The 25497-nt window shown below is 40.8% G+C and carries 21 protein-coding genes; 10 read left to right on the top strand and 11 right to left on the bottom strand.

Going from position 1 to position 25497, the window contains the following annotated elements; translation table 11 throughout:
* The first annotated feature begins 7 nt into the window (after positions 1–7).
* Together M2134_RS11540 and M2134_RS11535 are read left to right on the top strand one after the other, a co-directional pair.
* Positions 8–439, top strand: coding sequence for a biotin/lipoyl-containing protein (locus M2134_RS11540; RefSeq protein ID WP_280751258.1), 432 nt, complete (start codon positions 8–10; stop codon positions 437–439).
* A gap of 4 nt (positions 440–443) precedes the next feature.
* The gene (locus M2134_RS11535) at positions 444–1604 is read left to right on the top strand and encodes a sodium ion-translocating decarboxylase subunit beta (protein WP_280751259.1); all 1161 of its coding nucleotides are present in this window, start codon (positions 444–446) and stop codon (positions 1602–1604) included.
* A gap of 254 nt (positions 1605–1858) precedes the next feature.
* On the opposite strand, the gene trmD is transcribed toward M2134_RS11535, so the two are convergent.
* Both trmD and M2134_RS11525 read right to left on the bottom strand, forming a co-directional pair.
* Complete coding sequence (gene trmD, locus M2134_RS11530) at positions 1859–2533, bottom strand: tRNA (guanosine(37)-N1)-methyltransferase TrmD (protein WP_280751260.1); 675 nt, start codon at positions 2531–2533, stop codon at positions 1859–1861.
* Between the two features lie 34 nt (positions 2534–2567).
* Positions 2568–3416: a S1-like domain-containing RNA-binding protein gene (locus tag M2134_RS11525; RefSeq protein ID WP_280751261.1), complete on the bottom strand. Its 849-nt coding sequence runs from the start codon at positions 3414–3416 to the stop codon at positions 2568–2570.
* Between the two features lie 186 nt (positions 3417–3602).
* On the opposite strand from M2134_RS11525, the gene M2134_RS11520 reads away from it, so the two are divergent.
* The 7 genes from M2134_RS11520 (at position 3603) to M2134_RS11490 (ending at position 12319) form a co-directional block, all read left to right on the top strand.
* Positions 3603–4409, top strand: coding sequence for a polysaccharide biosynthesis/export family protein (locus M2134_RS11520; protein ID WP_280751262.1), 807 nt, complete (start codon positions 3603–3605; stop codon positions 4407–4409).
* Between the two features lie 14 nt (positions 4410–4423).
* Positions 4424–6049, top strand: coding sequence for a tyrosine protein kinase (locus tag M2134_RS11515; RefSeq protein ID WP_280751263.1), 1626 nt, complete (start codon positions 4424–4426; stop codon positions 6047–6049).
* 1 nt (position 6050) lies between these two features.
* Complete coding sequence (locus M2134_RS11510) at positions 6051–7859, top strand: aminotransferase class I/II-fold pyridoxal phosphate-dependent enzyme (protein ID WP_280751264.1); 1809 nt, start codon at positions 6051–6053, stop codon at positions 7857–7859.
* Positions 7859–9094 (top strand): oligosaccharide flippase family protein, encoded by a 1236-nt coding sequence (locus M2134_RS11505; protein ID WP_280751265.1) that lies wholly within the window; start codon positions 7859–7861, stop codon positions 9092–9094. The genes M2134_RS11510 and M2134_RS11505 overlap by 1 nt, the downstream gene beginning before the upstream one ends.
* Positions 9091–9969 (top strand): LicD family protein, encoded by an 879-nt coding sequence (locus M2134_RS11500; protein ID WP_280751266.1) that lies wholly within the window; start codon positions 9091–9093, stop codon positions 9967–9969. The genes M2134_RS11505 and M2134_RS11500 overlap by 4 nt, the downstream gene beginning before the upstream one ends.
* Positions 9970–10085: 116 nt before the next feature.
* Positions 10086–11402 (top strand): MBOAT family O-acyltransferase, encoded by a 1317-nt coding sequence (locus M2134_RS11495; RefSeq protein WP_280751267.1) that lies wholly within the window; start codon positions 10086–10088, stop codon positions 11400–11402.
* Between the two features lie 11 nt (positions 11403–11413).
* Complete coding sequence (locus M2134_RS11490; RefSeq protein WP_280751268.1) at positions 11414–12319, top strand: hypothetical protein; 906 nt, start codon at positions 11414–11416, stop codon at positions 12317–12319.
* A gap of 46 nt (positions 12320–12365) precedes the next feature.
* Here the strand turns inward: M2134_RS11490 and M2134_RS11485 are convergent, their stop codons facing one another.
* The 8 genes from M2134_RS11485 to M2134_RS11450 all read right to left on the bottom strand — a co-directional run bounded on the left by M2134_RS11485 (position 12366) and on the right by M2134_RS11450 (position 22863).
* Positions 12366–14822 (bottom strand): CotH kinase family protein, encoded by a 2457-nt coding sequence (locus M2134_RS11485; protein ID WP_280751269.1) that lies wholly within the window; start codon positions 14820–14822, stop codon positions 12366–12368.
* Between the two features lie 59 nt (positions 14823–14881).
* A complete protein-coding gene (locus M2134_RS11480; RefSeq protein ID WP_280751270.1) occupies positions 14882–15883 on the bottom strand; it encodes a hypothetical protein in 1002 nt (333 codons plus the stop codon).
* Complete coding sequence (locus tag M2134_RS11475) at positions 15876–16976, bottom strand: glycosyltransferase family 4 protein (RefSeq protein ID WP_280751271.1); 1101 nt, start codon at positions 16974–16976, stop codon at positions 15876–15878. Before M2134_RS11475 ends, M2134_RS11480 begins: the two co-directional genes overlap by 8 nt.
* Positions 16973–18055: a radical SAM protein gene (locus tag M2134_RS11470; RefSeq protein ID WP_280751272.1), complete on the bottom strand. Its 1083-nt coding sequence runs from the start codon at positions 18053–18055 to the stop codon at positions 16973–16975. The genes M2134_RS11475 and M2134_RS11470 overlap by 4 nt, the downstream gene beginning before the upstream one ends.
* Positions 18039–19235 (bottom strand): glycosyltransferase, encoded by a 1197-nt coding sequence (locus M2134_RS11465; protein WP_280751273.1) that lies wholly within the window; start codon positions 19233–19235, stop codon positions 18039–18041. The genes M2134_RS11470 and M2134_RS11465 overlap by 17 nt, the downstream gene beginning before the upstream one ends.
* 14 nt (positions 19236–19249) lie before the next feature.
* Complete coding sequence (locus M2134_RS11460) at positions 19250–20479, bottom strand: O-antigen ligase domain-containing protein (RefSeq protein WP_280751274.1); 1230 nt, start codon at positions 20477–20479, stop codon at positions 19250–19252.
* 76 nt (positions 20480–20555) lie between these two features.
* Positions 20556–21497, bottom strand: coding sequence for an ornithine cyclodeaminase (locus M2134_RS11455; protein WP_280751275.1), 942 nt, complete (start codon positions 21495–21497; stop codon positions 20556–20558).
* Between the two features lie 85 nt (positions 21498–21582).
* Complete coding sequence (locus tag M2134_RS11450; protein WP_280751276.1) at positions 21583–22863, bottom strand: metallophosphoesterase; 1281 nt, start codon at positions 22861–22863, stop codon at positions 21583–21585.
* A 140-nt stretch (positions 22864–23003) separates the two neighbouring features.
* Here M2134_RS11450 and M2134_RS11445 point away from each other — a divergent pair, with 140 nt between their 5' ends.
* The gene (locus tag M2134_RS11445) at positions 23004–24317 is read left to right on the top strand and encodes a UDP-glucose/GDP-mannose dehydrogenase family protein (RefSeq protein WP_280751277.1); all 1314 of its coding nucleotides are present in this window, start codon (positions 23004–23006) and stop codon (positions 24315–24317) included.
* Between the two features lie 116 nt (positions 24318–24433).
* Here M2134_RS11445 and M2134_RS11440 read toward each other — a convergent pair whose 3' ends face one another.
* Positions 24434–25495 carry a substrate-binding domain-containing protein gene (locus M2134_RS11440; protein WP_280751278.1) on the bottom strand — a complete coding sequence of 354 codons (1062 nt, stop codon included), beginning with the start codon at positions 25493–25495 and terminating at the stop codon, positions 24434–24436.
* Positions 25496–25497: the final 2 nt, after the last annotated feature.

Here is a 25497-nt window from a genome sequence, read left to right as displayed (position 1 = left end):
TAAAAGAATGAAAAGTTTTAAATATACAATCAACGGTACTGTTTACAAAGTGCATATCAATTCAGTAGTAGAAGATATGGCTGAAGTAGAGGTAAACGGTATGCCCTATAAAGTAAAAATGGAAAAACCGGCTAAGAAGCAGGTGGTTACATTGAAAAGACCGGCTCAGGCTCCGACAACTACAAGCGGTGCTCCGGTTGTTTCCCGTCCGGCCGCTCCGGCAACAGCAGGTGCCGTGCGTTCTCCGCTGCCAGGCGTTATCCTGGATATGAAATGCAAAGTGGGCGACACCGTAAAAAGAGGTCAGACATTGTTGATCCTGGAAGCCATGAAAATGGAGAACAGCATCAATGCAGACCGCGATGGTAGCATCATTGAAATAAAAGTGAACAAAGGCGACTCTGTATTGGAAAACGCAGAACTCGTTGTAATCGGATAAGAATATGCAAGAAAGTTTTTTATCATTCCTGGGTGAGAACTTGCAACTGTTCTTAACCTATACAGGATTCTACAACGCAACGCCGGGTCATATCGCTATGATCTTTATAGGTTTGCTCTTTATTTTCCTGGCTATTAAATATGAATTTGAACCTATGCTTCTGATTCCTATCGGATTCGGGATGCTTATCGGTAACATTCCTTTCAAAGATGCCGGCCTGCAGGTAGGTATCTATGAAGAGGGATCGGTACTGAATATTCTCTACCAGGGGGTAGTGCAAGGGTGGTATCCACCATTGATATTCCTCGGTATCGGGGCTATGACCGACTTCTCGGCATTGATCTCCAATCCGAAATTGATGTTGATCGGTGCCGCGGCACAGTTTGGTATCTTCGGTGCATACATCATCGCCCTGCAGATGGGCTTCGAACCCAACCAAGCAGGTGCTATCGGTATTATCGGGGGGGCTGACGGTCCTACGGCTATCTTCCTCTCTTCCAAATTGGCGCCTAACCTGATGGGGGCTATTGCGGTATCGGCCTACTCCTATATGGCGTTAGTGCCGATCATTCAACCTCCGTTTATGCGTCTGTTGACTACCAAGAAAGAACGTGTGATCCGTATGAAACCACCGCGTGTGGTATCTTCTACCGAAAAGATCATTTTCCCGATCGTGGGTCTTCTGTTGACCTGTTTCCTCGTACCTTCCGGTCTTCCGCTGCTGGGTATGTTGTTCTTCGGTAACCTGATCAAAGAGAGTGGTGTAACTCGTCGTCTGGCTGAAACAGCTCGTGGACCGCTGATCGACGTAATCACGATCCTGTTGGGTATCACCGTGGGTGCATCTACGCAGGCTACTCAGTTCCTGACATGGAACTCTATCAAGATCTTTATGCTGGGAGCGCTTTCATTCGTGATCGCCACCTGTGCCGGTATCCTGTTCGTGAAGTTCTTCAACCTCTTCCTGAAAGATGGTAATAAGATCAATCCGTTGATTGGTAACTCAGGAGTATCCGCCGTTCCCGACTCGGCACGTATCTCTCAGGTAGTAGGTTTGGAATATGATCCGACCAACTACTTATTGATGCACGCGATGGGTCCGAACGTAGCCGGTGTAATCGGTTCGGCTGTTGCCGCCGGTATCCTGTTGGGATTCCTGTCTTAAGAAGAAGTCAGAGAAGTAAGAAGTTACAGAAGTTAAGAAGTTACAGAAGTAAGAAGTTACAGAAGTAAGAAGTTACAGAAGTAACGAAGTAATATAAAAAAAGCTGCTTCCCACATTGGGAAGCAGCTTTTTTTGCTTTTATACTCTCTACTTCTTACTTCTCTGACTTCTCTAACTTCTTACTTCTCTGACTTCTTACTTCTCTGACTTCTCTAACTTCTTACTTCTTTAACTTCTTTGACTTCTCTAACTTCTTACTTCAACAGATCCGGCCGTAAGCGCTTTGTTCGCTCCTGTGCCTGTTGCAGACGCCATTCGGCAATGTTGCGTTCATGGCCGGATAGCAGGATGTCGGGCACTTTCCAGCCCTTATAGTCCGCCGGGCGGGTGTATACCGGGGGCGCTAACAGATTGTCCTGAAACGAATCCGACAAAGCACTCTGCTCATCGCCTATCGCGCCCGGTATCAAGCGTACCACTGCGTCGGTGATAATAGCCGCCGCCAGTTCACCTCCGGTCAGGACATAATCGCCCACGGAGATCTCTTTGGTAATTAGATGCTCCCGCACGCGGTAGTCGACTCCTTTATAATGCCCGCAAAGAATAATCATATTCTCCAGCATAGACATACCATTTGCCATTGGCTGATTAAAGGTTTCACCATCCGGCGAGGTATAAATCACCTCATCGTAATGTCTTTCTTCTTTCAGGGAAGAGATGGCCCGGTCGATCGGTTCGACCTGCATCACCATGCCCGCCTCTCCACCAAAGGGATAATCGTCGACACGCCGCCATTTATTTGTCGTGTAATCGCGCAGGTTATGCAGGTGTATCTCCACAAGTCCTTTGTCCTGTGCCCGTTTTACAATGGAGCAATTAATCATCCCGTCAATCATTTCGGGTAGTACGGTGAGTATATCTATGCGCATGAATAGGAAATAGTTAGTTTGTTTCGTTAATGAATCAGTCCGCTAATCGAATGCCGTCATCGCCAATGGAGATCAGCTTTTTTTTGTACAAGGCGCCGATGGCTTGCTTGAAGGCTTTTTTGCTGCATTGGAAGAGGGCGTAGATCTGTTCCGGTTCGCTTTTGTCGTGTAGCGGGATGAAGCCGCCCTGGATCTTTAATGTCTCCAGTATGGTATCGGCAATGCCACCCACCTTTTGATAACCCAGAGGAGTTAGGCTGACATCGATCTTCTCATCTTCCCGTACCTCTTTGATATATCCGGTGAGGCGGTCGCCTTTGGCAATTTGTTGGAATACCTCGTTGTGATAGACCATACCTGTATGCAGATTATTGATGATGACACGATAACCCAGATCGGTTTCGTCGACTACCAGTAGATCGACTGCCTGGTTGTATTCATAGATGGGAGGCACGTTGTCGAGGAATTTTTCGAGCCGGGCGGATGCCATGATGCGCCCGGTGATGTTATCGACCCGGACATAGACCGGATACCACCGACCTTCGCTCATCGATGCTTTTTGTTCTTTGAAGGGGACAAGCAATTCCTTCATCAGGCCCCAATCCAGGAAAGCGCCTATGTTATTCACTGACTTCACCTGTAGAAAGGCAAACTCGCCCACAATCGCTTTGGGACGAAGCGTGGTAGCAATCAGGCGCCCTTCGTTGTCATGATAAATAAAGACTTCTACCTCGTCACCCGGCTTAACGTTTTTCGGTACATAGCGTGCCGGCAATAGGATTTCCAACTCGTCACCACCATCCAGATAAACACCGAAATCAAGGTCTTTCACGATCGTAAGTGTGTTATACTTACCCAGTTCGTATTTTATATTTTTTCCCATGCCACAAACTTACGGATTAAATCAGGATAAAAGAGTGAGAATATATGAAAATTGCAGCGGGATGCAGCAATATTTTAACATTTGCATCGTTATATCTGTAACATAATGAAACGGGCGGCAATCGCCCTGTTTGAATCAACGAAATTGGCTATATTTGCAACTTTTATTTGAAAAATAAATAAACCTATGAGACTGAAAGTAGTATCTCTCTCTTTTCTGATTTTATTATTGGCCTCCTGCGGCACCCCGAAAGATGTTGCCTATCTGCAGGGTATAGATGACTTGACGGCAGAGCAATTGAAAAGTATGTCGCAGGCTTATGAGACAAAAATAGTGGCGGATGATTTGTTGACGATTGCTGTTACGGCATGGGATCCGAACGTGGCTACTCCGTTTAACCCACCCGCTTATGCTTACTCTGCGCCAATAGAAGGTGAAACTACTGTACAGTCAACGCAAAACTTATATACCTACCTCGTAGATAAAGAAGGATATATTGATTTTCCTGTTTTAGGCAAGGTGAAGGCAGCAGGCTATACACGCTTACAGTTGGGTGAATACCTCAAAGAAAAGATTTCAGCCTATATCAATGAACCATTGGTGAAAGTGCAGATCGTCAATTTCCATATCACCATTTTAGGCGAGGTGAACCGTCCGGGAACCATCACGCCGCGTTCCGATCGTATGTCTATCCTGGATGCGTTAGGTTCGGTAGGTGACTTGACAATCAACGCCGACCGAAAGAACATCATGATCGTGCGAGAGGTAGATGGTGAATTGGTATCCGCTCGCCTGGATCTCACCCGCAGCGATATCCTGGCATCCCCTTATTTCTACCTGAAGCAGAACGATTTCATCTATGTAGAACCCAATGACGCCAAGAAGAAAAATGCCCGTTACAGCCAGGCACAACAATACAGCATCACAGTCTTCTCCTCTATCTTGAGTGCCATCTCTGTGATTACAACGGTTATTTTAGCAATCAGCAAGTAGTAGAAAGAAATTTTATGGAAAATAATATAGAAGTACAGAGTCAGGATAACGAAAACTTAGGTTTGAAATCGATTATTATCGGCTATGTCCGTAAATGGAAAGTCTTTTTATGGGTTTTTCTTCTCTCTTTTATTCCGGCGATATTGTATTTGGTACTGATGCCACGTACGTATGAAATGGTTGCCCGCATACAATTACAGGATACAGAGGCCGGAGGCGGCTCATTCGGATTAGGGGAAGCTGCCGGTTTGATGAAGTCTTTTGGTTTAGGAGGAGGAAGTGCGGGAAGTGTTAATTTGGAAGATGAAATGGCCGTTTTATCATCAAATCAATTGATACGACAAACAATCTATGCCTTAGGGATGGATGTGCAATATAAGCACCCAGATGCTTTTTTCTATAATATGTATACAAACTCTCCTTTGCTTCTAACTTATGACTCTGTAACAGCAACTCAGGTATTAGATAAGATTGAGTTTAAAGTGAATATTGCAGCAGACGGGAAAGTACAGGTCAGAGTAAAGTCAAAAGAAGATAAAACGCAACACCTGTTTGAATTTGCTTCCTTGCCGGGTGTTATGAAATTGAATCAAGGAGAGTTTCGTCTTGCATATAGGAATCTTGATCAACAGGTTAAGCCTTATAAAATGAAAATAAAAATAAAACCGGCTTATTGGGTGGCAGAGGATTATGTGGAAGAAATATTGGTAGAAGAATTAAGTAAATCGGCCAATACAGTAGAGCTGACCCTGCAGGATTATGAACGGAGACGAGGATTGGACTTCTTGAATACGCATATACGTATATATAACGAACAAGATAAGTCGATACGGAAAAATGAATCTGATAAGTCTATGCAATTTATTGATTCACGTATGCAGCAGGTTATGGCGGAGCTTCATGTTGTAGAAGAAGAAATAGAGCGATTTAAGACATTGCATAATATGACGGATCTGGAATATGACATTCAATTTTATGTAGCTCAGATGCAGGAGATTCAGGTAAAGATGATCGAGCTGGAGATGCAAAATATGATGATCAAGGCGATGGATGATTTTGTTAAGGATCCGGCAAATGAGTACAATCAAATTCCTATGTTGTTGTCTGCTACGGAAGGCGAAAGTGGTGGGGCTATTTTGCTTTATAATACGAAGTTGTTAGAGCGTATGCAAATCTTGAAATCATCTACAGAAAAGAGTCCATTAGTGGATCAGATGAATGAACAGGTTGTACAATTGCGAGAAGGGGCAAAATTGACAATTTCAAATGCACAGGAGAGTTTGAAGTCCACTTTGGTAGATCTAAAAAATAAAGAGAAGATGATCTTTGATAAAATGGGCGAGGTGCCGGGGTTAGAGAAGGAGTATATTAATTATAAGCGACAGCAGGAAATTTATCAGGGCGTTTATCTTTTATTACTGCAGAAAAGAGAAGATATAGCCATCTCTTTGGGAGAGATGAAAGACCGGGCACGCATAGTCGATACGGCTTTTGTTAGAGAAAAGCCGGTAGGTCCTCGTAAACTATATGCTGCATTGGCCATGATGGTGATGACGCTTATATTTCCTCTTATATGGATTGAAGGGAAAAAACTGTTTGTTGAATTAAAGAAAGAGTACAAAAGATCAATAGAAGAATAATATGCAAGCGATCATTTTAGCGGCAGGAATGGGCAAACGGTTGGGGGATCTGACCAAAGATAATACAAAGTGTATGTTAAAAGTACACGGAGTTACCTTGATCGAAAGAATGTTGAAACAACTGACGACTTACCACCTTAATCGCATAGTGATCGTTATCGGATATAAAGGAGAAAATGTAAGATCATTAATTGGTGATTCTTATATGCATGTGCCAATCGAGTATATTTATAACTCGGTATACGACAAAACCAATAATATCTATTCCTTATATTTAGCGAAAGAGAAACTGAGAGAGGATGATACTATTTTGCTGGAGTCTGATTTGATTTTTAGTGACGAGATATTAAGAAAACTAATAGAGGATCCTTCTCCTAATTTAGCTGTGGTGGCAAAGTACCAGAGTTGGATGGATGGAACAGTTGTCACGCTGGGAGATGATTCTTCCATCTTAAGCTTTGTGCCTAAGAACGCGTTTCGATATGAAGATGTTAGCCTTTACTATAAAACCGTTAATATCTATAAGTTCAATAAAGACTTCCTGGAAAATAAGTATATCCCTTTCTTAGAGGCATATTGTAAGGCTTTAGGTAATAATGAATATTATGAGCAGGTGTTACGGGTTATCTCGTTATTGAATAAACCCGATTTAAAGGCAATGCCATTGAATGATGAACCATGGTATGAGATTGATGATCAGCAAGATCTGACAAATGCTGAAACTCTATTTGCCGAATCGAATGAAATGCTCAAATCATATGGCAGTCGTTATGGCGGTTATTGGCGTTTCCCTTTTCTGCTTGATTTCTGTTACTTGGTGAATCCTTTTTTTCCAACAGTTCGGATGAAAGAGGAGATGAAAGCTTATTTCGATACTTTATTGACTCAATATCCATCAGGCATGAAGGTGAATGCAGAGTTGGCTGCCAGATATATGAATGTAAAACCTTCTCAGATAGTTGTTGGTAACGGTGCGGCCGAATTGATTCAAGCTTGCCTGCGTGATAATAACTTAACAACAGGAGTCATTTTGCCGACATTCGAAGAATACCCCAATCGTATAAACAAAGAGTTGTTGGTGTATTATGAGCCTGAAAATGATTCTTTTAGTTATTCAGTTGAGGATTTGATTTGCTTTTATGAAAAGCATCCGATACGTCAGTTGATACTTATAAATCCGGATAATCCTTCAGGCAACTTCATAAAGAAAGAGGATGTTTTACATTTGATAGAATGGACGAAACAACAAAATATTCGGTTGATTATAGATGAATCGTTTATTGATTTTGCAACTGATGACGAGCGATATACTCTGTTTGATCCGCTTCTGTTGACAGAAAATCCTCATTTGATTTTGATAAAGAGCATCTCAAAATCTTATGGGGTTCCCGGTGTACGATTGGGATTTGTTGCTTCCGGAGATGAGAAATTAATAGGTCGTATAAAAAAAGAGGTGTCGATCTGGAATATAAACTCTTTTGCCGAGTTTTATATGCAGATATATGTAAAGTATGCGGATGATTATAAAAACGCATGTATATCCTTTGTGAAAGAGAGAGAGAGTTTCTATTCACAGTTGACTAAAATCCCATTTTTGCGTGTTATTCCATCATCAGCAAACTACTTCTTAATCGAGGTGACTTCAACGTATACTTCACAGCAACTTTGTGAGTTGTTGCTGCAAAATCATAACATACTTATTAAAGATTGTTCTACCAAACAGGGTTTTGACGGGAAAGAATATGTGCGTATTGCGATAAAGAGCAAGGAGGAAAATCATTATTTGTCGGAAGTGTTAAAGCTGCTATAATGAAGTTAGGATTAGATAAGCCGATGGTTACAAACTTTTTTTCCCTTGTGTCATACCAAGGGATTAATTTTTTATTGCCACTAATAGCTTTTCCTTTTTTATTCCGAATGTTGGGTGATGAATATTTTGGTATATATTCTTTTGGATGGGCTTTGGTGCAGAATCTGGTGATGATCACAGACTTTGGGTTTAATCTGTCTGCAACCAAATATATATCTATGCATAAGCATGACTTGGGGGTGGTTAATAGGTATGTGAATAGTGTTTTTATTGCACGTATATTGTTAGGCATCGTCTGTTTTTTGATTTTGCTTGTCTTGGTTACGTTTGTGGCTAAATTCAAGGAACATGCACTTTTCTTTTTGCTCTTTTTTGGTGTAATTATTGGTAATATTATGTCTCCCATGTGGTTTTTTCAAGGAATGGAGAAAATGAAGTATATTACCCTTTTCAATGTGACAGCCAAGCTGTTGACTTTTATCCCTATATTTATTCTTATCAGAGGTATACAAGACTACTTGTGGATCCCCATATCCTTTAGTGGGGGATATCTCTTGGCCGGAGGTGTCTCTCTCTATATTATTTATGGAAAAGAAAAGATGAAATGCTTTATGCCTCATTTTAAAGAAATTAGGGAAGCTATTAAAGATAGTTCTACCTATTTTCTTTCCAGAGTCTCTGTTGCTTTGTTTACAACTGTGAATGTTCTGGTGTTGGGGCTTGTGGCTAATTACGAGATGGTTAGTTATTACTCGCGTGCGGAGAAATTCTACCAGGCATATAATCTGTTATTATCACCGGTAACAGGAGTTTTATTCCCTCACATGGCAAAAACCCGTGATATTCCATTCTATAAGCGTATACTTTTTACTATTTCAAAATGGAATATACCGTTGGTTATTCTTATAATCATAGGATCAAAATTGCTGTTGACAACGATTTATGCGGACTCCGGGGAAGAAACCGTATTGGTGTTTCGCATACTGATGTGTGGCTGTTTCATTACAATCCCTTCCATGTTGTTGGGTTATCCTTTTTTGGCTGCTTTGGGGCATGCCAATTATACGAATCTGACTATTATTATTGTGTCAATTATACATGTTATTGGAGTGGTTTTGTTGTATAGTTTTGGCTTTCTGTCTATTTATACGATGGCTATCATGGTTGTCCTCTCAGAAATTATTTTATTTTTGTTCCGCTCTAATGCTGTAAAGAAATATAAATTGTTTAAATGAAAGAAACGACGAACTACTATAATAACCTCTTCCCGGATGAAAGAGAGAGAGAAGAGACTACTCTTCTACAAGCGCAGGCGATTATGTTACGGATGCTTAAGATCGTTGATCATATTTGCCGCAAACATGATATAAAATATTGGTTATGCTCAGGTACTCTTTTGGGAGCTATACGCCATAAAGGCTTTATTCCCTGGGACGATGATCTGGATATTAGTATGATGCGGGATGATTACGAACGTTTTATAGAAGTTGCTAAAAAAGAATTTCCCGAAGATCTGTTTTTGCAGACACATGAAACTGATCCAACTTATCAGTATCTGCCTTTAGCCTGCAAAATAAGAGATGAAAAAAGCTGCATTAAAACAATGGATGATGCTTATCAAGGAAAGCATAAGGGGTTTTATGTAGATGTTTTTCTGTTGGACAAATACCCTCGCAAGAAGCTCTCTTATTATTGGCAACGTCTTTTGAAAGAGTATTTTTATGTGGTTTGTTTTGGTTTCAATAGCCGCACTTACCGGCATGAAACACTTCTGAGAAGATTTCTCTCCTGGTTCCATCCTCTGTTTGTTTTTCTGATTAAAGACTATCAGAAAAAGGTGCAATCTCTTATTCGCAAGAGTCGCTTGTTTAGTGACGACTGTTATGTGGGGTTTGCGTTGGATATCATGTTTAAACGCGTCTTTGACTATAAGGATATTTTTCCATTAAAAGAAGCAGAATTCGAGGGAGGAAAATATTTTGTTCCGAATAATTATGCAAAATACCTAATAACCTGTTTTGGTGAAGATTATATGACGCCTCCTCCGGAAGAGAAGAGGAAGAGTACGCATTTGCAGTCGGTGGTGTATATGAATAAAACAATGGAGTAATGCTGTTCAATTCTTTTGCTTTTTTACTTTTCTTTCCTTTTGTCTGTCTTATATACTGGTTACTATCGCCAAAGTATAGGAATGTTTTTCTGTTACTATCCAGTTACTATTTCTATATGAATTGGCAACCTGTATATGGACTTTTGATATTATTCTCTACTCTTGTTACATATCTGTGCGGAAGGGGAATACAGCAGCATACCCCCCCCCATAAGAAAAAAATTATACTTTTAAGTAGCTTGTTGATTAACTTGGGGATTTTGTTTGTTTTTAAATATGCAAACTTCATTTCCTCATCGTTTAATGATCTCTTCACAACGCTGCACATAAAGATGGAGGTGCCGCTCCTGGATATATTACTGCCTGTTGGGATTTCTTTTTATACCTTTCAGGCTATAGGATATACGATCGATGTGTATAGAGGGGATATCCCTGCTGAAAAAAACTTTATCACTTATGCCCTATTCGTCTCTTTTTTCCCGCAGTTAGTGGCAGGACCCATAGAACGTGCAAAAAACTTATTACCCCAGTTCCATAGACCTCATATATTCGATGCTGTAAAAGCAGTGGAGGGCTTCCGGCTTATTCTATGGGGGTACTTTATGAAAGTTGTCATATCTGATCGGTTGGCAGTATATGTTGATAGCGTTTATAATAACATATCCCACCATACAAGTATTACATTGGTTTTAGCAACTGTATTTTTTGCCTTCCAGATATATTGTGATTTCGGAGGATATTCTAATATTGCAATCGGATGCGCTAAAGTGATGGGCTTCGATTTGATGACCAATTTTCGACGACCCTACCTGGCTACTTCTGTGGCGGATTTCTGGCGCAGATGGCATATATCTTTGTCTACCTGGTTTAAAGATTACGTGTACATTCCTTTAGGTGGAAACCGATGCCGCAAATCCCGAAATTACCTAAATCTGTTTATAACCTTTGTCGTCAGTGGCGTATGGCACGGTGCCAATTGGACTTTTGTTGTATGGGGAGCGCTAAACGGCTTTTTCCAGATCATAGGAAAGATTACAGGAAACATCTATGAAAAACTGTTTGCCGGCAAAAGATTTCGCCTATCTCCCAAGATTAGTCATGGCTGGAATGTGATCACAACATTTATTCTTATATTAGTAACATGGGTCTTTTTTAGGGCCAATTCTGTAGCCGATGCTTTTTGTGTTTTCGACAGAATAATGTTTTCCCATGGCAGATTGTTTACCAATAATATCGATTCACTGATTTACGGCATTTTCTTTATTCTCTTTCTTGTTACGATTGAAATATTGCAAGAAAAACATGAAGGAAGGAATCTTTTGCTTGAAAATAAGCGTGCAGTTGTACGTTATGTCTCTTACTTGGGTCTTATTTTGTTGATCATCATGTTAGGGGTTTTGGATAGTTCACAGTTTATATATTTTCAATTTTGAAGCAGATGAGGGTGAAAAACTTTTTTGTAAAAATGCTACTGTTTATTCTTGTGCTTGTTTTGTTGGATTGGGCTTTGGGTAGCGGATTGCGTTTTTTCTATTTTAGACAGTCGCAGGGGAAGCTTTATAATCTGACCTGTGTTTTAGAAAAGCAGACTGCTGAAATTTTGATACTTGGTTCTTCTCGGGCGATGCATCAATACAACCCGGAAATAATGACTGATTCGCTGGGCCTTTCTTGCTACAATGCAGGGAACGATGGACAAAGTATATTGTATCATAATGCCCTTCTTGATGTGATTTTGGATAGATTTACTCCATCAATGATTGTTTTGGATGTGAATCCGGATGAGCTGGTTCGAAAAGCTTCTTCTTATGATTTGTTGACGGCTCTAAATCCTTATGTAAAAGATCATCCGGTATTGTGGAATACCTTACAGTTACGGTCGCCATTTGAAAAAGCGAAACATCTTTCTAAAATCTATCCATTTAACTCTCTACTGGCAAGGATTGCGGTAGGAAATATGCATGTAACGACTAAAGATGTAAGCGCAAATGGATTTACTCCTCAATATGGGCAGTGGGAGCAACCAATACAAACGATTGACTATCCTACTGATTCGGTAAATTTTGATAAGAACAAGATAGAAGCGATGAATCAGCTTATACAAAAGTGTAAAGAGAAAAATATAATCCTTTATATGGTTTTGTCTCCCATGTATGAGCAACAGCTCAATCATTCCTCTTCTATTCGATATATAACCCGACTTTGTGAAGCTAATAATATTTCTTTCTTCTCATACCAAAACGACAAGCGTTTCAAAGCGAATGAATTATTTCGTGACCCTTCACATCTGAATGCAATAGGTGCTGATATATTCACGTCAGATATAGCTTCCCTGCTTTTGAAGCAGTAAAGCTATGTCGTCATTTTGCCTGATTGGTCGGATTCAGGAAAAGAAATTATTTTATGATCACTTTTTTAGTGACGTGCTGTTTGGGGTTGTCGATACAAACCAATACGAATCCCTTATATGCTAAAGGTATATAAACACTGGGCTGTTCGCTCTGTTTTTCGGCTAATAACCGTCCACTTGAGTCGTACAGGGAGATCATAGATGCAGCTTCCAAACCAGATACAATTACTTGTTGTCCGGAAGTAATCACCTTTAAGGAAGAGTTGTTAATATCTTCCGTACTTGTTGGATCATTTAATAGATTAAATGATAGATTCGTACATTTTGGGTGTATTTTGTATACAGCTTCATTTCCCACATGGTTAGAGATAACCTCTTTGTCGTCGATCGTGGCGGTTACCTGCCAAACCAAATAGGGACTAGGGTTTTCTTCTGCGCTGTCCCAACGGACGATAACAGTTTCTCCTACAAAATATTTACCCTCGAAGGATGGCTTTTGCAAAGGAATGTCGTTAATGGATAGGGTTTTGTCAGAAAGAAGGCTTTCCGGAATAGTCACTTGCATTGGTGTGAGTCCTTTCAATTCAAAGAAAGAATTTAGTTGTTCATAGACAATGTCATTCCGTTCGCGGCACCATTTTTTCATATTCTCAACCTCCTGGTTCCATTTGCTTATTGTAAGTACATGCGGTGACCAGCGTGGAAGGTGGTAGTTCATTTCCGGTTCGATGATTTGTTTGATACTGTCGACAACTTGCGACGTGGCTTCCGGATGTAATATATCGCCCATATAAATGGCAAACCGAGAATAAAATTCTTTGCGGAAAGGCTCATAATATCTGATCAGGTTATTGAAAAGACGGCGAGGATCATTATTTTTTTCCAGGTGATGAGCGATACCGTCAAAGTCGACAAGTGTTGATTTCCCCAGGCCATTGTCAAGGTCTTTTACGATGAAGCGCCATTTACCATCATCTGTTTTCGGTCTCCATAAAACAACATTGTTTTCAGGGAAGTCATTGTTACCGGAGAAAATCTCTAAAATCATGTAATTGATATATTCATTGATATCAACCATTTCAACGATCTCTTCGAAAGGTATTTCTTCTGCCGGTAGTCGTAGCTTCTCCATTAGTTTGTCATAGGCTTCTTTATCGCCGGCTTTTAGCTCTTTATCCCAGTTTTCAAACATGTCGATGTCTTCCAGTCCATCGTAGTTTGCCACAACAAAATCTTCATTAGAGCGTTCACGCATGTTTTCAATACCAAAATATTCACCGTTTATAAACAAAATAACCGGCTGATATTCCTGATAATCTAAATCTACTTTTCCGCCTATAAACAATTGCAATGCAGCATCCCTAAAAAAGCTTTTGTTGAAATCATTTCCAGAGTTCCGGAGTATAAATGATTTTATCTCCTGATTAGGTTTTGAGCTGAAAAGTGGGTAGTTGTATCTTTTTTCACCAAAGCGCTTATTGGCATATAGAATAAGACTTTTTTGTGCATTTTTACGTGAGTATCCTCCGGATATACGCATTTCTTCCAGCTGGTTAATCACACTGCCTTCTGCTTGCGAAGGGAAATATTCGACATTCATAGGGCGGCGCCAGTCATAGTCCCAATTGTTTTTTTCATACGTATCATCTCCTTCGACATAAATACCAAATTTCTCGTCCCAAAGAAATTCAGGATCAAGGCTTATTGACATTACGGGCAGTGTGAAATTCCTGTTTGTAATGATATAAGATTGTGTGACGGAACGACTCGATAGGTACGCCGAATCTATAATTTTTGCCCGTAAAGAGGTGGGCTGCGTGATAGAGATTGCTTTGGTATAAGAGGGAGAGTCTTCTGTTGGTTCGGAACCGTCCAATGTATATTTAATATTTTTCAATGTGATTCCTTCTGGAACATCAGCCGGTAAAGAAAGCACGACGTTTCTTCTGCTTTTATAAATACCTCCCTGTACGCTGAATATTGGAGCAGGGAGTAATATGTCAGATGTCTTTCCTGCATTTTTTGCGCCCGGGGTCGCTTTTACAAAATAGAGCCAATTTGCTGCACCATCTTCTTCTCTGCCACAAGCAATGTTGGGGGCTGGTTGCTTAGGAATATCCTTTATATGGTCTATCAGTGTGCCTTCCGAATCAAAAAGATAAATGCCTCCGTCTTTACCACTTTCCAATCGAAAAGAAGTATGCAAGCCTGTTTCGGCTTTATCACAATATATGATCAGGTATCCCATGGCCGGGACGATAGTAGATTCTTTTATCTGCCATCCTTTTGTGTACTTCTCTTTGTTCGAGATGTACCACCCTTGGATGTCGACGTCTGCTTCACTGTCGTTGTAAAGTTCAACCCAACTGTCTGGGAAATCATTAAGATCATCTCGCAGGCAATCGATATTGCTTTGCATGAATTCGTTGATCCAAATAGTCGCTGAGGCTTGACTGTTTACCGTAAATAATAGGATTAAGAAGAATATTGTTAGCTTTTTCATACGATGAATAAATTAAAAAGTGACCAAAATTAATCAAAATTAATTTATTTCTGAATAATTCAGATTAAGATTCGGAATATTTTTTTTGAGTAATTTTCGGGAGAATAGTTTACTATATTCTTTTTTGCCTGCTCAGTCTGCTCTTTAGCCCGGTCTAGATCGGTTTTAAGTGATCTGATTCCCGTTACCAATTGTTCTGTGGATTGTAGATCAATCAAGATAGCAGATTTCCGATCTTGTACATAATTCTCGACGGAAGATGTTCGCGTAACAATTAATGGTTTTGACAAGAAAATAGATTTGAATATAACAATAAGGCCTGCCGGCAAAGTAGAAAGAAGTGGAAGAGCCACAATAGCAGATTCCTCAAGTAATCGATTGAAGTCTTGCTCATCGATATCATAATACATTTTTACATTCGTTGGTATTTCAATAGGGTGTGGCATATATTTTTTTCTGGCAACTCCTACAAAAGAATACTCCGGTAATTCTTTTGCGGCAGCGAAGAATGTTACCCAGTCACGTTGGGCTTCTCCACCACAGAAAATGTAACCCTTTCCGGTATTGAAATCCTGATTTTTATAGATAGGGAGATAGGCGTCGGGTAAAACAGAGACTCTTTGTGTGTCTATTTTGTATTCTTTTAGATAAGTTTCTAATGTCTCAGCGGAATTTACGGTAAAGAGGAACTTTTTGTAAGCAAAGGCGTAATTATACACTTTTTTACGAATGGTAGCTATCACCCCTCCTTTCGGATGACTAATCATATTCAGTGAAAGAACAGTCCTATTTAATCGAAATAAGCGGCAAAGAACCCCTATAAAAGCACCTGGAATAAAGTTCCAGCTAATAATAGTATCCTCTTTTTTAGATTTCCATATACTCTTTATTGCCAACTCAATATAACAAAGAAAATGTAAAGGCTTTCGCCATGCATGAATTCTGTTTTTGCGGTTGTAGCGCATAGGAATCCATACGGTATCCTCTTTTTTGAATGCAGAGGCTAACCACTCAAGTCTGCTTTGTGGACCTACATCGTATATGAAAAATACCTTACTCATAACCAACCATTTCTTTATATACCTTATGTGTTTGTTCAGCAATGGCATTCCACCTATAGGAAGATAATTCATAGGTTATCTCCTGCTTTTGTTGTTGAAGTAGTTTGTCTATTTTGTGTATAAGGTCTTTGAGATCGTTTAGCTTAAAATAAAAATCCTCCTCCAAATGTACAGCCAGATTAGCAGGGATGTCGCTTGCCAATACTTTCCGATTGTAACTCATCGCTTCCAAGAGTGTGATAGGCAGCCCTTCGTGCGAGGATGGGAGGACAAACAAGGCGGCATGAGCATATAATTCCGCCAGTTTCTCTCCTTTGACGATGCCGGTCAGAATGACATCATTCTCGTAGGCAAAGTTTTTTAGGTAGGTGGAGTAGGAGGAGTCATAATCCGCATCACCGGCAATAACCAGTTGATAATCGGGGTTATTCAGTTTTATGTAGGCTTCGATCAACTTGTCGAACCTTTTTTCTTCCACAAAACGGCCGACGGCCAGGATATATTTGTTTGGCTTGATGCCTAATTGTTGCAGATAATTGGTAGACGAAGGCTTGGGTAGCGTCGTGACACCGTTATAAATCAGGTGAACTCCTTTTGTCCGTTTGTATTTCTTTTTCAACAGATCGGTGATAACCGTCGATATGGCAATGATCTGATGTGCCTGTTTGGCGGCAAAGTATTCGCCCAACTTCAGGATGCTTTTGGCAAAGAATCCCCATTTCTCCCGGTCGTAGTCTGGTCCATGATGGGTTACTACCACTTTCAGCCCCAACAATCGGGCAAAAGGAACGGTAATGGCCGGTCCGATCGCATGGATATGCACGATGTCTGCCTTGGAGCGGTAGGCAAACCAGACGGCATACATCGTATGTAAAGCCGCTTCCAGTCCGGTGATACGCGGTGCGTTGATGTCTTTGAATTCGACGCCTTTGTAATTGGTATAAGGAGGATTCTCTTTGACAAAGTTCTTCCGGCGAACCACGGTTACATGGCATTCCTCTCCGGCCAAGCGGGGGTATAATTCTTCACAATGGGTTTCGATGCCACCTTGTATGTTCGGAAACCCTCTTAATCCGGTGACTACAATATTCATGTTGTTGGTTTTCTTAAGTTACCTTGTTCTGGCGATTGCCCTACATCATACCATTTTCTGTCCAAACACAACGGTTTGTTTAAGATACTATTCACTTTGTTGCGCATCACCCAGGTTAGGGGATGGCGGATATATTTCTTCATCACCGGCGAGGCCGTGCCGACCATCCAGCAATTTTTGGGACAGGTGCGTACCTTCTCCCTGACTTTATTTGCCTGTTCGCTTTGCCATATCTCATCAAAGGATTTTGCCTGAAGGATATTTCCCATGCTCTCTTTCCAGTAAGCCTCTTCCAGTCCGTTGCAGGGATAGACCTCGCCATATGGATCGACAAAGAAGTTGACCAGACCAGCTTCGCATGGCAGCATGCGGCGGTTGCCTTCAATGTAGTTGATCAAGCCATTGTTGAAGAAGGCGCGGAACCAGGATTTGGGATGGTTCTCTTTCATCTGCATGGCAATGATCTTTTCAAAGTTACTGATCACCTCCTCTTTGTTGGTGATGACATTGTCGTATTTGTGGAAGTAATAGGAATTATGGAAGGCCGCAGTGGCAAACTCCATGTTCATGTTTTGCGCCAGGCGGTAGAGGTCGAGCATGTCGGCCGAGTTATTGTTAGACACCGTGATGCCGAAACCAATATCTTTCACGCCCATTTCCTGCAATTTGAGTAGGGTGCGTAGCCCTTTGTCGAATCCACCCTTGCGCCCCCGCAGTTCGTCGTTGACGGTTGAGAGTCCTTCTATACTCACACGAATACCAATATTGGGGTATTTCTTAGCCAAAGCGATAATACGTCCTTCATACCAACCCGAGGTAGAGATGACAACCCGAGGTGCCTTCCGAAACATGACATCCACAATATCTTCCAGGTCTTCCCTGACGAAGGGCTCTCCTCCGGTGATATTGGCGAATTTCAGTTTGGGTAGTATCTCCAGGTCTTTTGCCGTGATCTCTTTTTCTTTCTCCGTCGGATTATTCCAGATATCACACATCTTGCATCGCATAGGACAGCGATAGGTGGTAATGATGCTGACGTCGGTAGGAGAGGGGATATTATTTTTACTGTTGGATTCCATAGATGTTACATAATTGTTCATAAAACGTATTGGCAGAAAACTTATCTCTGGCTTTATCGGCTATATCCTGAAAAGGATATGAATCATCAAAGGTTTGAAAACAGTCCGTTATCTTTTGTTTTAGCTCTTCGATATCACCGGGAGTAAATAGAAATCCATTCTTTCCAACTTCAATTAATTCAGGTATACCGCCAATATTTGCACCCAAAACAGGGGTGCCGACACAGAGTGACTCGATTACGCTGAATGGATTGTTTTCATACCAGATCGAGGGAATAACCATAAAACGTGCTTTCTGAACCATTTCTATTACCTTTTCAGGAGATTGGTGCCCTAAAAAATAGATATTTTCTTGCGGGTATTCTTTCTTTAAACGCTCAGCTTCACTTCCGCTTCCGATGATATATAATGGATGAGATAGATTTTTTGCTGCTTTAAGTAAATCATCGACTCCTTTTTCAGGAGACAATCTGCCTACATAGCAATAATAATCTCCTTTCTGCAAATAAGGTTGGAGCTTTTCTGTCGGAATAAAATTGTGGAGCACTTCGATCTTATCTACATTGTATCCCGCTATAACCATTTTAGATTTCAGAAAATGACTTGGACTGATAAAGGTATTTGTCTGTTTTTCCAGTTTCTTTCTATTCCACACCATCGCTTCTAAATAGGCAATGATGCTTGCACTGAGACTATTTTTTACACATTTGTGTCTGATTACATATCTTTTGTCTGTAAAACAAAGTTCGCATGGTTTACCATCCCGCAAACAGGTATAGGCTGGACAAATCAGTTTATAATCATGCAAGGTCCATACAACCTTTATACCCTCTTTTGCTGCCAGTTTAACAACATAAGGAGATAAATAAGAGTGAATATTATGTGCATGTATGATGTCCGGTTGAAAGTCATGGATTAATTGCAGAAAACGCCTTTTAACTTCCCGTGGATAAAACGGACGAGTCAAGGCAGAGAATATGTTTTTAAAAGAGGGTGACGAAAGGTCTATCTCCGAAGGAAAATAACCCTCCCACTTAGATGGCAGGTTTTGAGGGTGGCGTGAGCTGAAAATAGCCACTTCATGTCCTTTTTCCATTAACAATTTTTCCAAAGCAAGAGTTGCCGTGCAATCTCCTCCTCTTTGGTAATAGAATTTGTTAATAATCAGGATTTTTGCCATAATGATTTTTTTGTTTATTCCTTGAATTCTTTTTGTGATTTCTCTCCATTTTTCATATCTCCGAATATTAACCCTAATAACATCATCATAAAGAGGCCGCGGTTATGTGTAATGGTAGAATCTGAGGTACACTCAATAAGGAAAAAGAAAATAATTAAGCATGCGGCTACAGCTTCCTTTTTATATCCGGCTAAAAATCCTTTGATAGCTTGCTTAACAAGATATAGCCAAAACCAGAAGAAGAGGAAAACGCCAACAAATCCGAATTGAGCTAAAGCTGGATAATAGGTATCGGAAATAAAGTTGGGATCTGCATTTTTACTTAGCCCATATAACCTGTCCATGCCAAATTCTTCATAAATTTTCGAGTAGTATTCGGAAGAAGCGTGCGTGCCATAAGTGGCAAATCCGCTTCCAAAGGGGATGTATTTTAATAAGAGAGGAACTGAAAAATAGTATAACGCGATACGTGCATATAGGTCTGTTTCTTCTTTTCCGGTACCTATTCCTCCTTGGATAAAATAGAAATTGATTTTATCATATGCTACGTATATTGTTGCTGCTAAAATTATAGCAAAAATGATGCTATTCTTCAAGGTGAACTTCATTTGAAAAGAATTGTTGATAAACAAAACCATCAAAGTCGAAAGTGCACAGAATCCATAAAACTTGGAGCGTCCGGATAATATGCCGACTAATAAGATCATAATAAAGACAAACTTGTCTTTGGGAGTGTAATCTGTACAGTATAAATAAAGCATAGCAAGAATGGATACGGCTGTTGCAAGCCGTGACTCATGCCCCAGTGTGAAATCGATAATTTTGGGGTAAACCAAATAGGTAAGACCAATTGCCAGCAGGTATAAAGTGAAAAGAAAAACTAATTGCCGAATGATCACCTTCTGCCCTTGACTAAGACGAGGAGCAAGAGCATATACACAGAAGAAGCCGATATAGGGTTTTAGCTGAAGGATAAAGTCCAATACGATAGCCTTTTTGCTATTACTTCCTATAGCAAAGGAATAAATAAGATAGAAAAGGAATACGCCTAATACGAAAAGGAATAGTTTGTTGAATTCCCAGTTTGGAGTTTTCACCACCTTATAGCAGAACAACACGAAAAGCAGCAGTGTGCATATCTCGTCTGTATAACTAAATCGGATTAAGTCATAGAAAATAACTCCGAAAATAAGCGTAAACGTAAAAAGATAGAAGAAATTTTTGTCAATAAATTTCTGTAGCATGTCATTTCTCATTCACTGTATAGATATACAACGAATTTCTTTTTAGATTATTATACTGTTTTTGTAAAGAGAGGGGTTATACCCAAAACTTATCCGTTACTGATGATATGTTGATTTTCGGAAGATCTTCGCAAGCTAATAGGTCATAGATCTTTGAAGCGAAATAGATATCATGCAGGGCAATTCCAATGTTATACGCTAAAATTCGTTCCTCGTTGGATTCACGACCGGGTGATTGTTTTAGGAGTACCTTGGAAAATTCATCGTATTGCTTGAATTTGCTGAAGTATTTAAAGTCTTTTACATGATTTGTATCATCGGCAAAAACCTTATCAAAAAATAAATCACAATTCTGAAAACCTCGCGTATGGACAGGAACAAGTAATACTCCCTTTTTAAAGACCTCATCAGAAGCTATCAACTCTGTGGCAACAGTAACACAGGAGACGACTACGTCGGCACCATCAATCAGTTCATCGGCTGATTGGTAAACGGAAAAAGATACGTTGCCATAATTGGCAAATCTTTCCATAAAAAGAACTTCTTGTCCCTTATAAGCAAGCAGACGTATATGAATCGGCGTCTTTTGGATTGATAATAAGCAAAGCAATGTGGCTCTGGCTGTATTACCTAAGCCAATAAAGGCATATTCTTTTGCTTCATTTCGTTGCAGGGTATGAATCGTTAAGGCAGCTACAGCACCTGTGCGTAAGGCCGTGATCCAGCTCCCATCCATAAAAGCCAGTCGATCGCCTGTTTGCGTATCAAATAGCATCAGATCTGCTTCCAAGGCCGGTTCTCTTTGGGGATATCTGGATACGATTTTTACGCCAAAACGATCTTCTTCAGGCAAATAAGCCGGCATAGTGTTAAAGAAGATCTTTTCATCAATCTTCATACTGATTTTGGGTGGTAACTTTGCTGTGTATTTGCTGCAAAAAGCATCATAAACCCATTTTATACATGCCTCAGGACTGATATTCAGTGCTTTTATCTCGTTGAAAGAAATAATTTTCATCAATATTATTTTTTAGGAGTTCAAAAATAAAGATAATTAGAGTAAGTTCGTCTAAATTGATGGAGAATTATTCTCAAAGGAGCTTTTATAAATCCAAATAGGAGAAACTGTATATTTCAGGATATGTGGCATCACCTAATTGCGCATTTGCTCCAAAGAAAGTAACATAAACAACCTTTTCCTCCGTATCAAATGCATAAATGTTAAAGCAATTACTTGATACCGTAGCATTTTTTCTTGATGTACGGTTATAGACCTCGCCTGCATCTGTTGGTGCTTGGTTTGTACAAAGTATCATCTTTTGCGTGGGAAGAGCAGGGTTGGCGTTACTTATATCTTTTAGATCGAAACAGGCAAAGCAATGGGAGTGACCGCCTAAATGACAAATGAATTCTCCCGAGTTATCTGTGAAGTCAAAGTCAACATAAATAGAATCCCCTTTTATATACCTGTTTGGGTATTGTTTTGAGATAGTAGTCTTACTTCTGTATGCCTCGATTATTTCCGGAACCATTTGCCAGGTATGTACAAAATATCCATCACATAAATAGGAAGATTTACCCCCTCCGGAAGTCGGTTCAAATGGAAAATGGTTGAGCACCACAACGCTATGTTGTGGTGTGATGTCTTTTTTTAGGGCAATATTCCCAAGCCATTCTATTTGAGCTTGTGAATAGTAAACATCGTGTAAGGCATCATATTGGTTCCCGATATGGTCAATCATATCTAATGAAATAAGGCGAATATATCCCCCCTGTGGGCTGGGAACGTCCAAATAGTAGTAGTTCTCTGATCTCTCTTCTTTTTTTCTGTTTGGGTCTGCTGAGAATAGGTGCTGGTTTAGTTCTGTGCGGGTGATGAAAACTTCTTGCGGGTTAACCTCTTTGCCTACATAGTAGTTGTTATCATGATTCCCTATGCAAATAGCAGATGGAATATGATTGTTTGTATAAAAATGAGTTGTAAATGCATCTAAATACCTGAGTGCATCATGTTTAATCCATGAGTTTCCTATAAGATCACCGGTGACAGCAATGGCATTTATTCTGGATTGAGGCTGATTGGCAAAACGAACACTTTGAATCAGGTTGATGGGTTTTAGGTAATGATTGTCGGTTGAGAATCCCGAAAGATGTGGATCAGAAATATGTACAAGTTTAAATAATTCTTCAGTACTTCTAAATTCCGACTGAGAATACATAATGGCATTAACCCTTTGCAATGCTAAAGAGTTATTTTGTTGATAATTTTTTTCTATTATATCTACTTCAGGAACAACAACTTCTTCTTTTTCAACAGAGCCACATCCACACACAACAAAAAAAAGGTTAACCAAGAAGCTTATAGCAAATAACCGTTCTTTCATTATCTACAAATAAACTTTATTTTATCATTTTTTGACGCAAAACAAAGATATAAGTAATATTTTAATCTGCAAAGGGTTAGTGAAAGGAATTTGTTTCTAAAATAAATGTATAAATTTGTACCACAATAAAGGAAAAAGTCATGAAAATAGCAATTGTCGGTACCGGCTATGTCGGGTTGGTTACGGGTGCCTGTTTCTCGGAGATGGGGACGGAGGTGTTTTGTGTGGATATTGATCAGCAGAAGATCGAAAATCTGAAAAGAGGCGTTATGCCGATTTATGAGCCGGGCTTGGAGGATGTGGTTCGCCGTAATTCGGAAGCTGGGCGTCTTCATTTTACGACCCGGTTGGAAGAGGTAATCAATGAAGTGGATGTGTTGTTTAGCGCTGTCGGAACGCCTCAGGATGAAGACGGGAGCGCGGATCTGAAATATGTGTTGGATGTGGCCCGTTCGGTTGGGCAGCAGATGGAACATTATATACTGATCGTAACGAAAAGCACGGTGCCGGTCGGTACGGCGCAGAAGATCAAGCAGGTTATTCATGAAGAACAGGCTAAGCGCGGGGTGACTATCCCGTTCGATATCGCCTCCAATCCGGAGTTCCTGAAAGAAGGGGCCGCCGTTAAGGATTTTATGACGCCCGATCGGGTGGTCGTTGGGGTAGAGTCGGAGAGGGCTAAGGAGCTGATGAGCCGCCTGTATCGCCCCTTTATGCTTAATAATTTCCGTGTTATTTTCATGGATGTGCCGACGGCTGAGATGACCAAGTACGCAGCCAATGCGATGTTGGCTACCCGCATCAGTTTTATGAACGATATAGCCAATTTGTGCGAACTGGTTGGAGCCGATATCAATATGGTACGTAAAGGTATTGGTACGGACACCCGTATCGGACGACATTTCCTGTATGCCGGATGCGGATACGGAGGTTCCTGTTTTCCGAAGGATGTGAAAGCATTGATAAAAACAGCCGAAGATCATCATTACCCCATGCGCATCTTGCAGGCGGTGGAAGAGGTCAATGAAGCCCAAAAGCATATCCTGTTCCGGAAGCTGCAGAAACACTTCTCGAACAACCTGGAGGGAAAACGTATTGCCATCTGGGGGTTAGCCTTTAAACCGGAAACGGATGATATCCGTGAGGCACCGGCTATGACATTGATCGATTGCCTGTTGAAGGCAAAATGCGAGGTGGTGGCTTACGATCCGATTGCCATGCCGGAGGTGAAACGTAAGTTGGGCGATGCCATTCAGTATGCCAATGATATATATGGAGCGATAGATAATGCCGACGCCCTGTTGGTGGTGACCGAATGGAAAGAGTTTCGCCTACCCTCCTGGTCGGTGATAAAGAAGTCTATGCGTTGCCCGCTTGTATTTGATGGACGCAATCTGTATGAAAAACAGGAATTGGAAGATTTCGGGTTCGTTTATCAGGGTATCGGAAGATAGAAGGAGTTTATTATAGACGAAGCGCATCGGCAAACCTGTCGAAGCGCATGGGCTAAATTGTCGAAGCGCATCAGCAAGCTTGCCGATGCGCTTCGTCTATAAAAAAGTCCTTGGTTTCAGATGTAATTATTGTAGTACTTGATATTCTCTTTCATCAGGATATCAATTGGCATATAATTGATCGGAGGCACCTGTTCCTGCAGTACCAGATGGCGGAATAGCGCTTTTAAGCTATTAAATCCCTGCACTTCGGGACGCTGGGCAATCAGGTGGGTGATCAGGCCGTTTTCCAGATAGGTGACATTTTCTTCAATCACATCGTATCCAATCAGTCGGAAGGAAGAACGCGACGGCCGTTTGCTGAAATATTCCCCCAGGATATAGGCACGCGAGCTGAAAATAATGCCGGAGCGCAAGGTGGGATTGGCTTCGAAGAAGGCGTCCAATACCCGAAAATTTTCCTCCTGATTGTCGGCATGAAGCTGTACAGAGTGTATTTCTCCAGAGTAATTGTATTTGGCAAGATAGTCGCGGAATCCTGTTTCTCGCATTTGGATCTGGGTGGCATTGGATTCTCCTTTGCGGATAAACCGGAAAGTGGCAATGTCTTCACCGTCGGTCATCTGCTCTAAGAGGAGCCGCCCTGCGATATACCCCGAATCGTAAGAGTTGGTGCCGTAATAGGCAATACTACGGGTGTTTTCAATATAGGCATCGACCAATACGTAAGGTATCTCTTTCTCATCCAGCGATGCGATGAGCTCCATGACGCCCTTCCTAAACAGGGTAGCAATGACAACGCCCTGGCAATCGGCAGCCAATAATTCGTCGGTGAGCTTATCGAAGTTGCTTTTATCAAACTGGTTGAAAAACAAAGAGGTGACATTGATGTTATAGCTGAACAGCTCCTGCTCGGCCTTATGAACCCCTTGCATAAACAACTCCCAATACTCTCCAGGTTGATAGGAGGGGATCAGGGTAAACAGGTGATACTGCTTCTTTAAAGCCAACGAACGAGCTATCAGGTTGGGATGATAGTCAATCTCTTTTAATACGGCTTCTACTTTTCGACGAGCCTCTTCCGATACTTTGCCTCGGTTGTGTAGGATACGATCCACTGTGCCGGTCGAGACACCGGACAGTGCCGCAATGTCTTTTATACGATAGGTTTTACCCATGA

Source organism: Parabacteroides sp. PM6-13 (assembly GCF_029892605.1).
GTDB lineage: Bacteria > Bacteroidota > Bacteroidia > Bacteroidales > Tannerellaceae > QVMG01.
The sequence above is the reverse complement of the archived record's forward strand: the minus strand, read 5'-3'. Positions and strand labels throughout refer to the sequence as shown.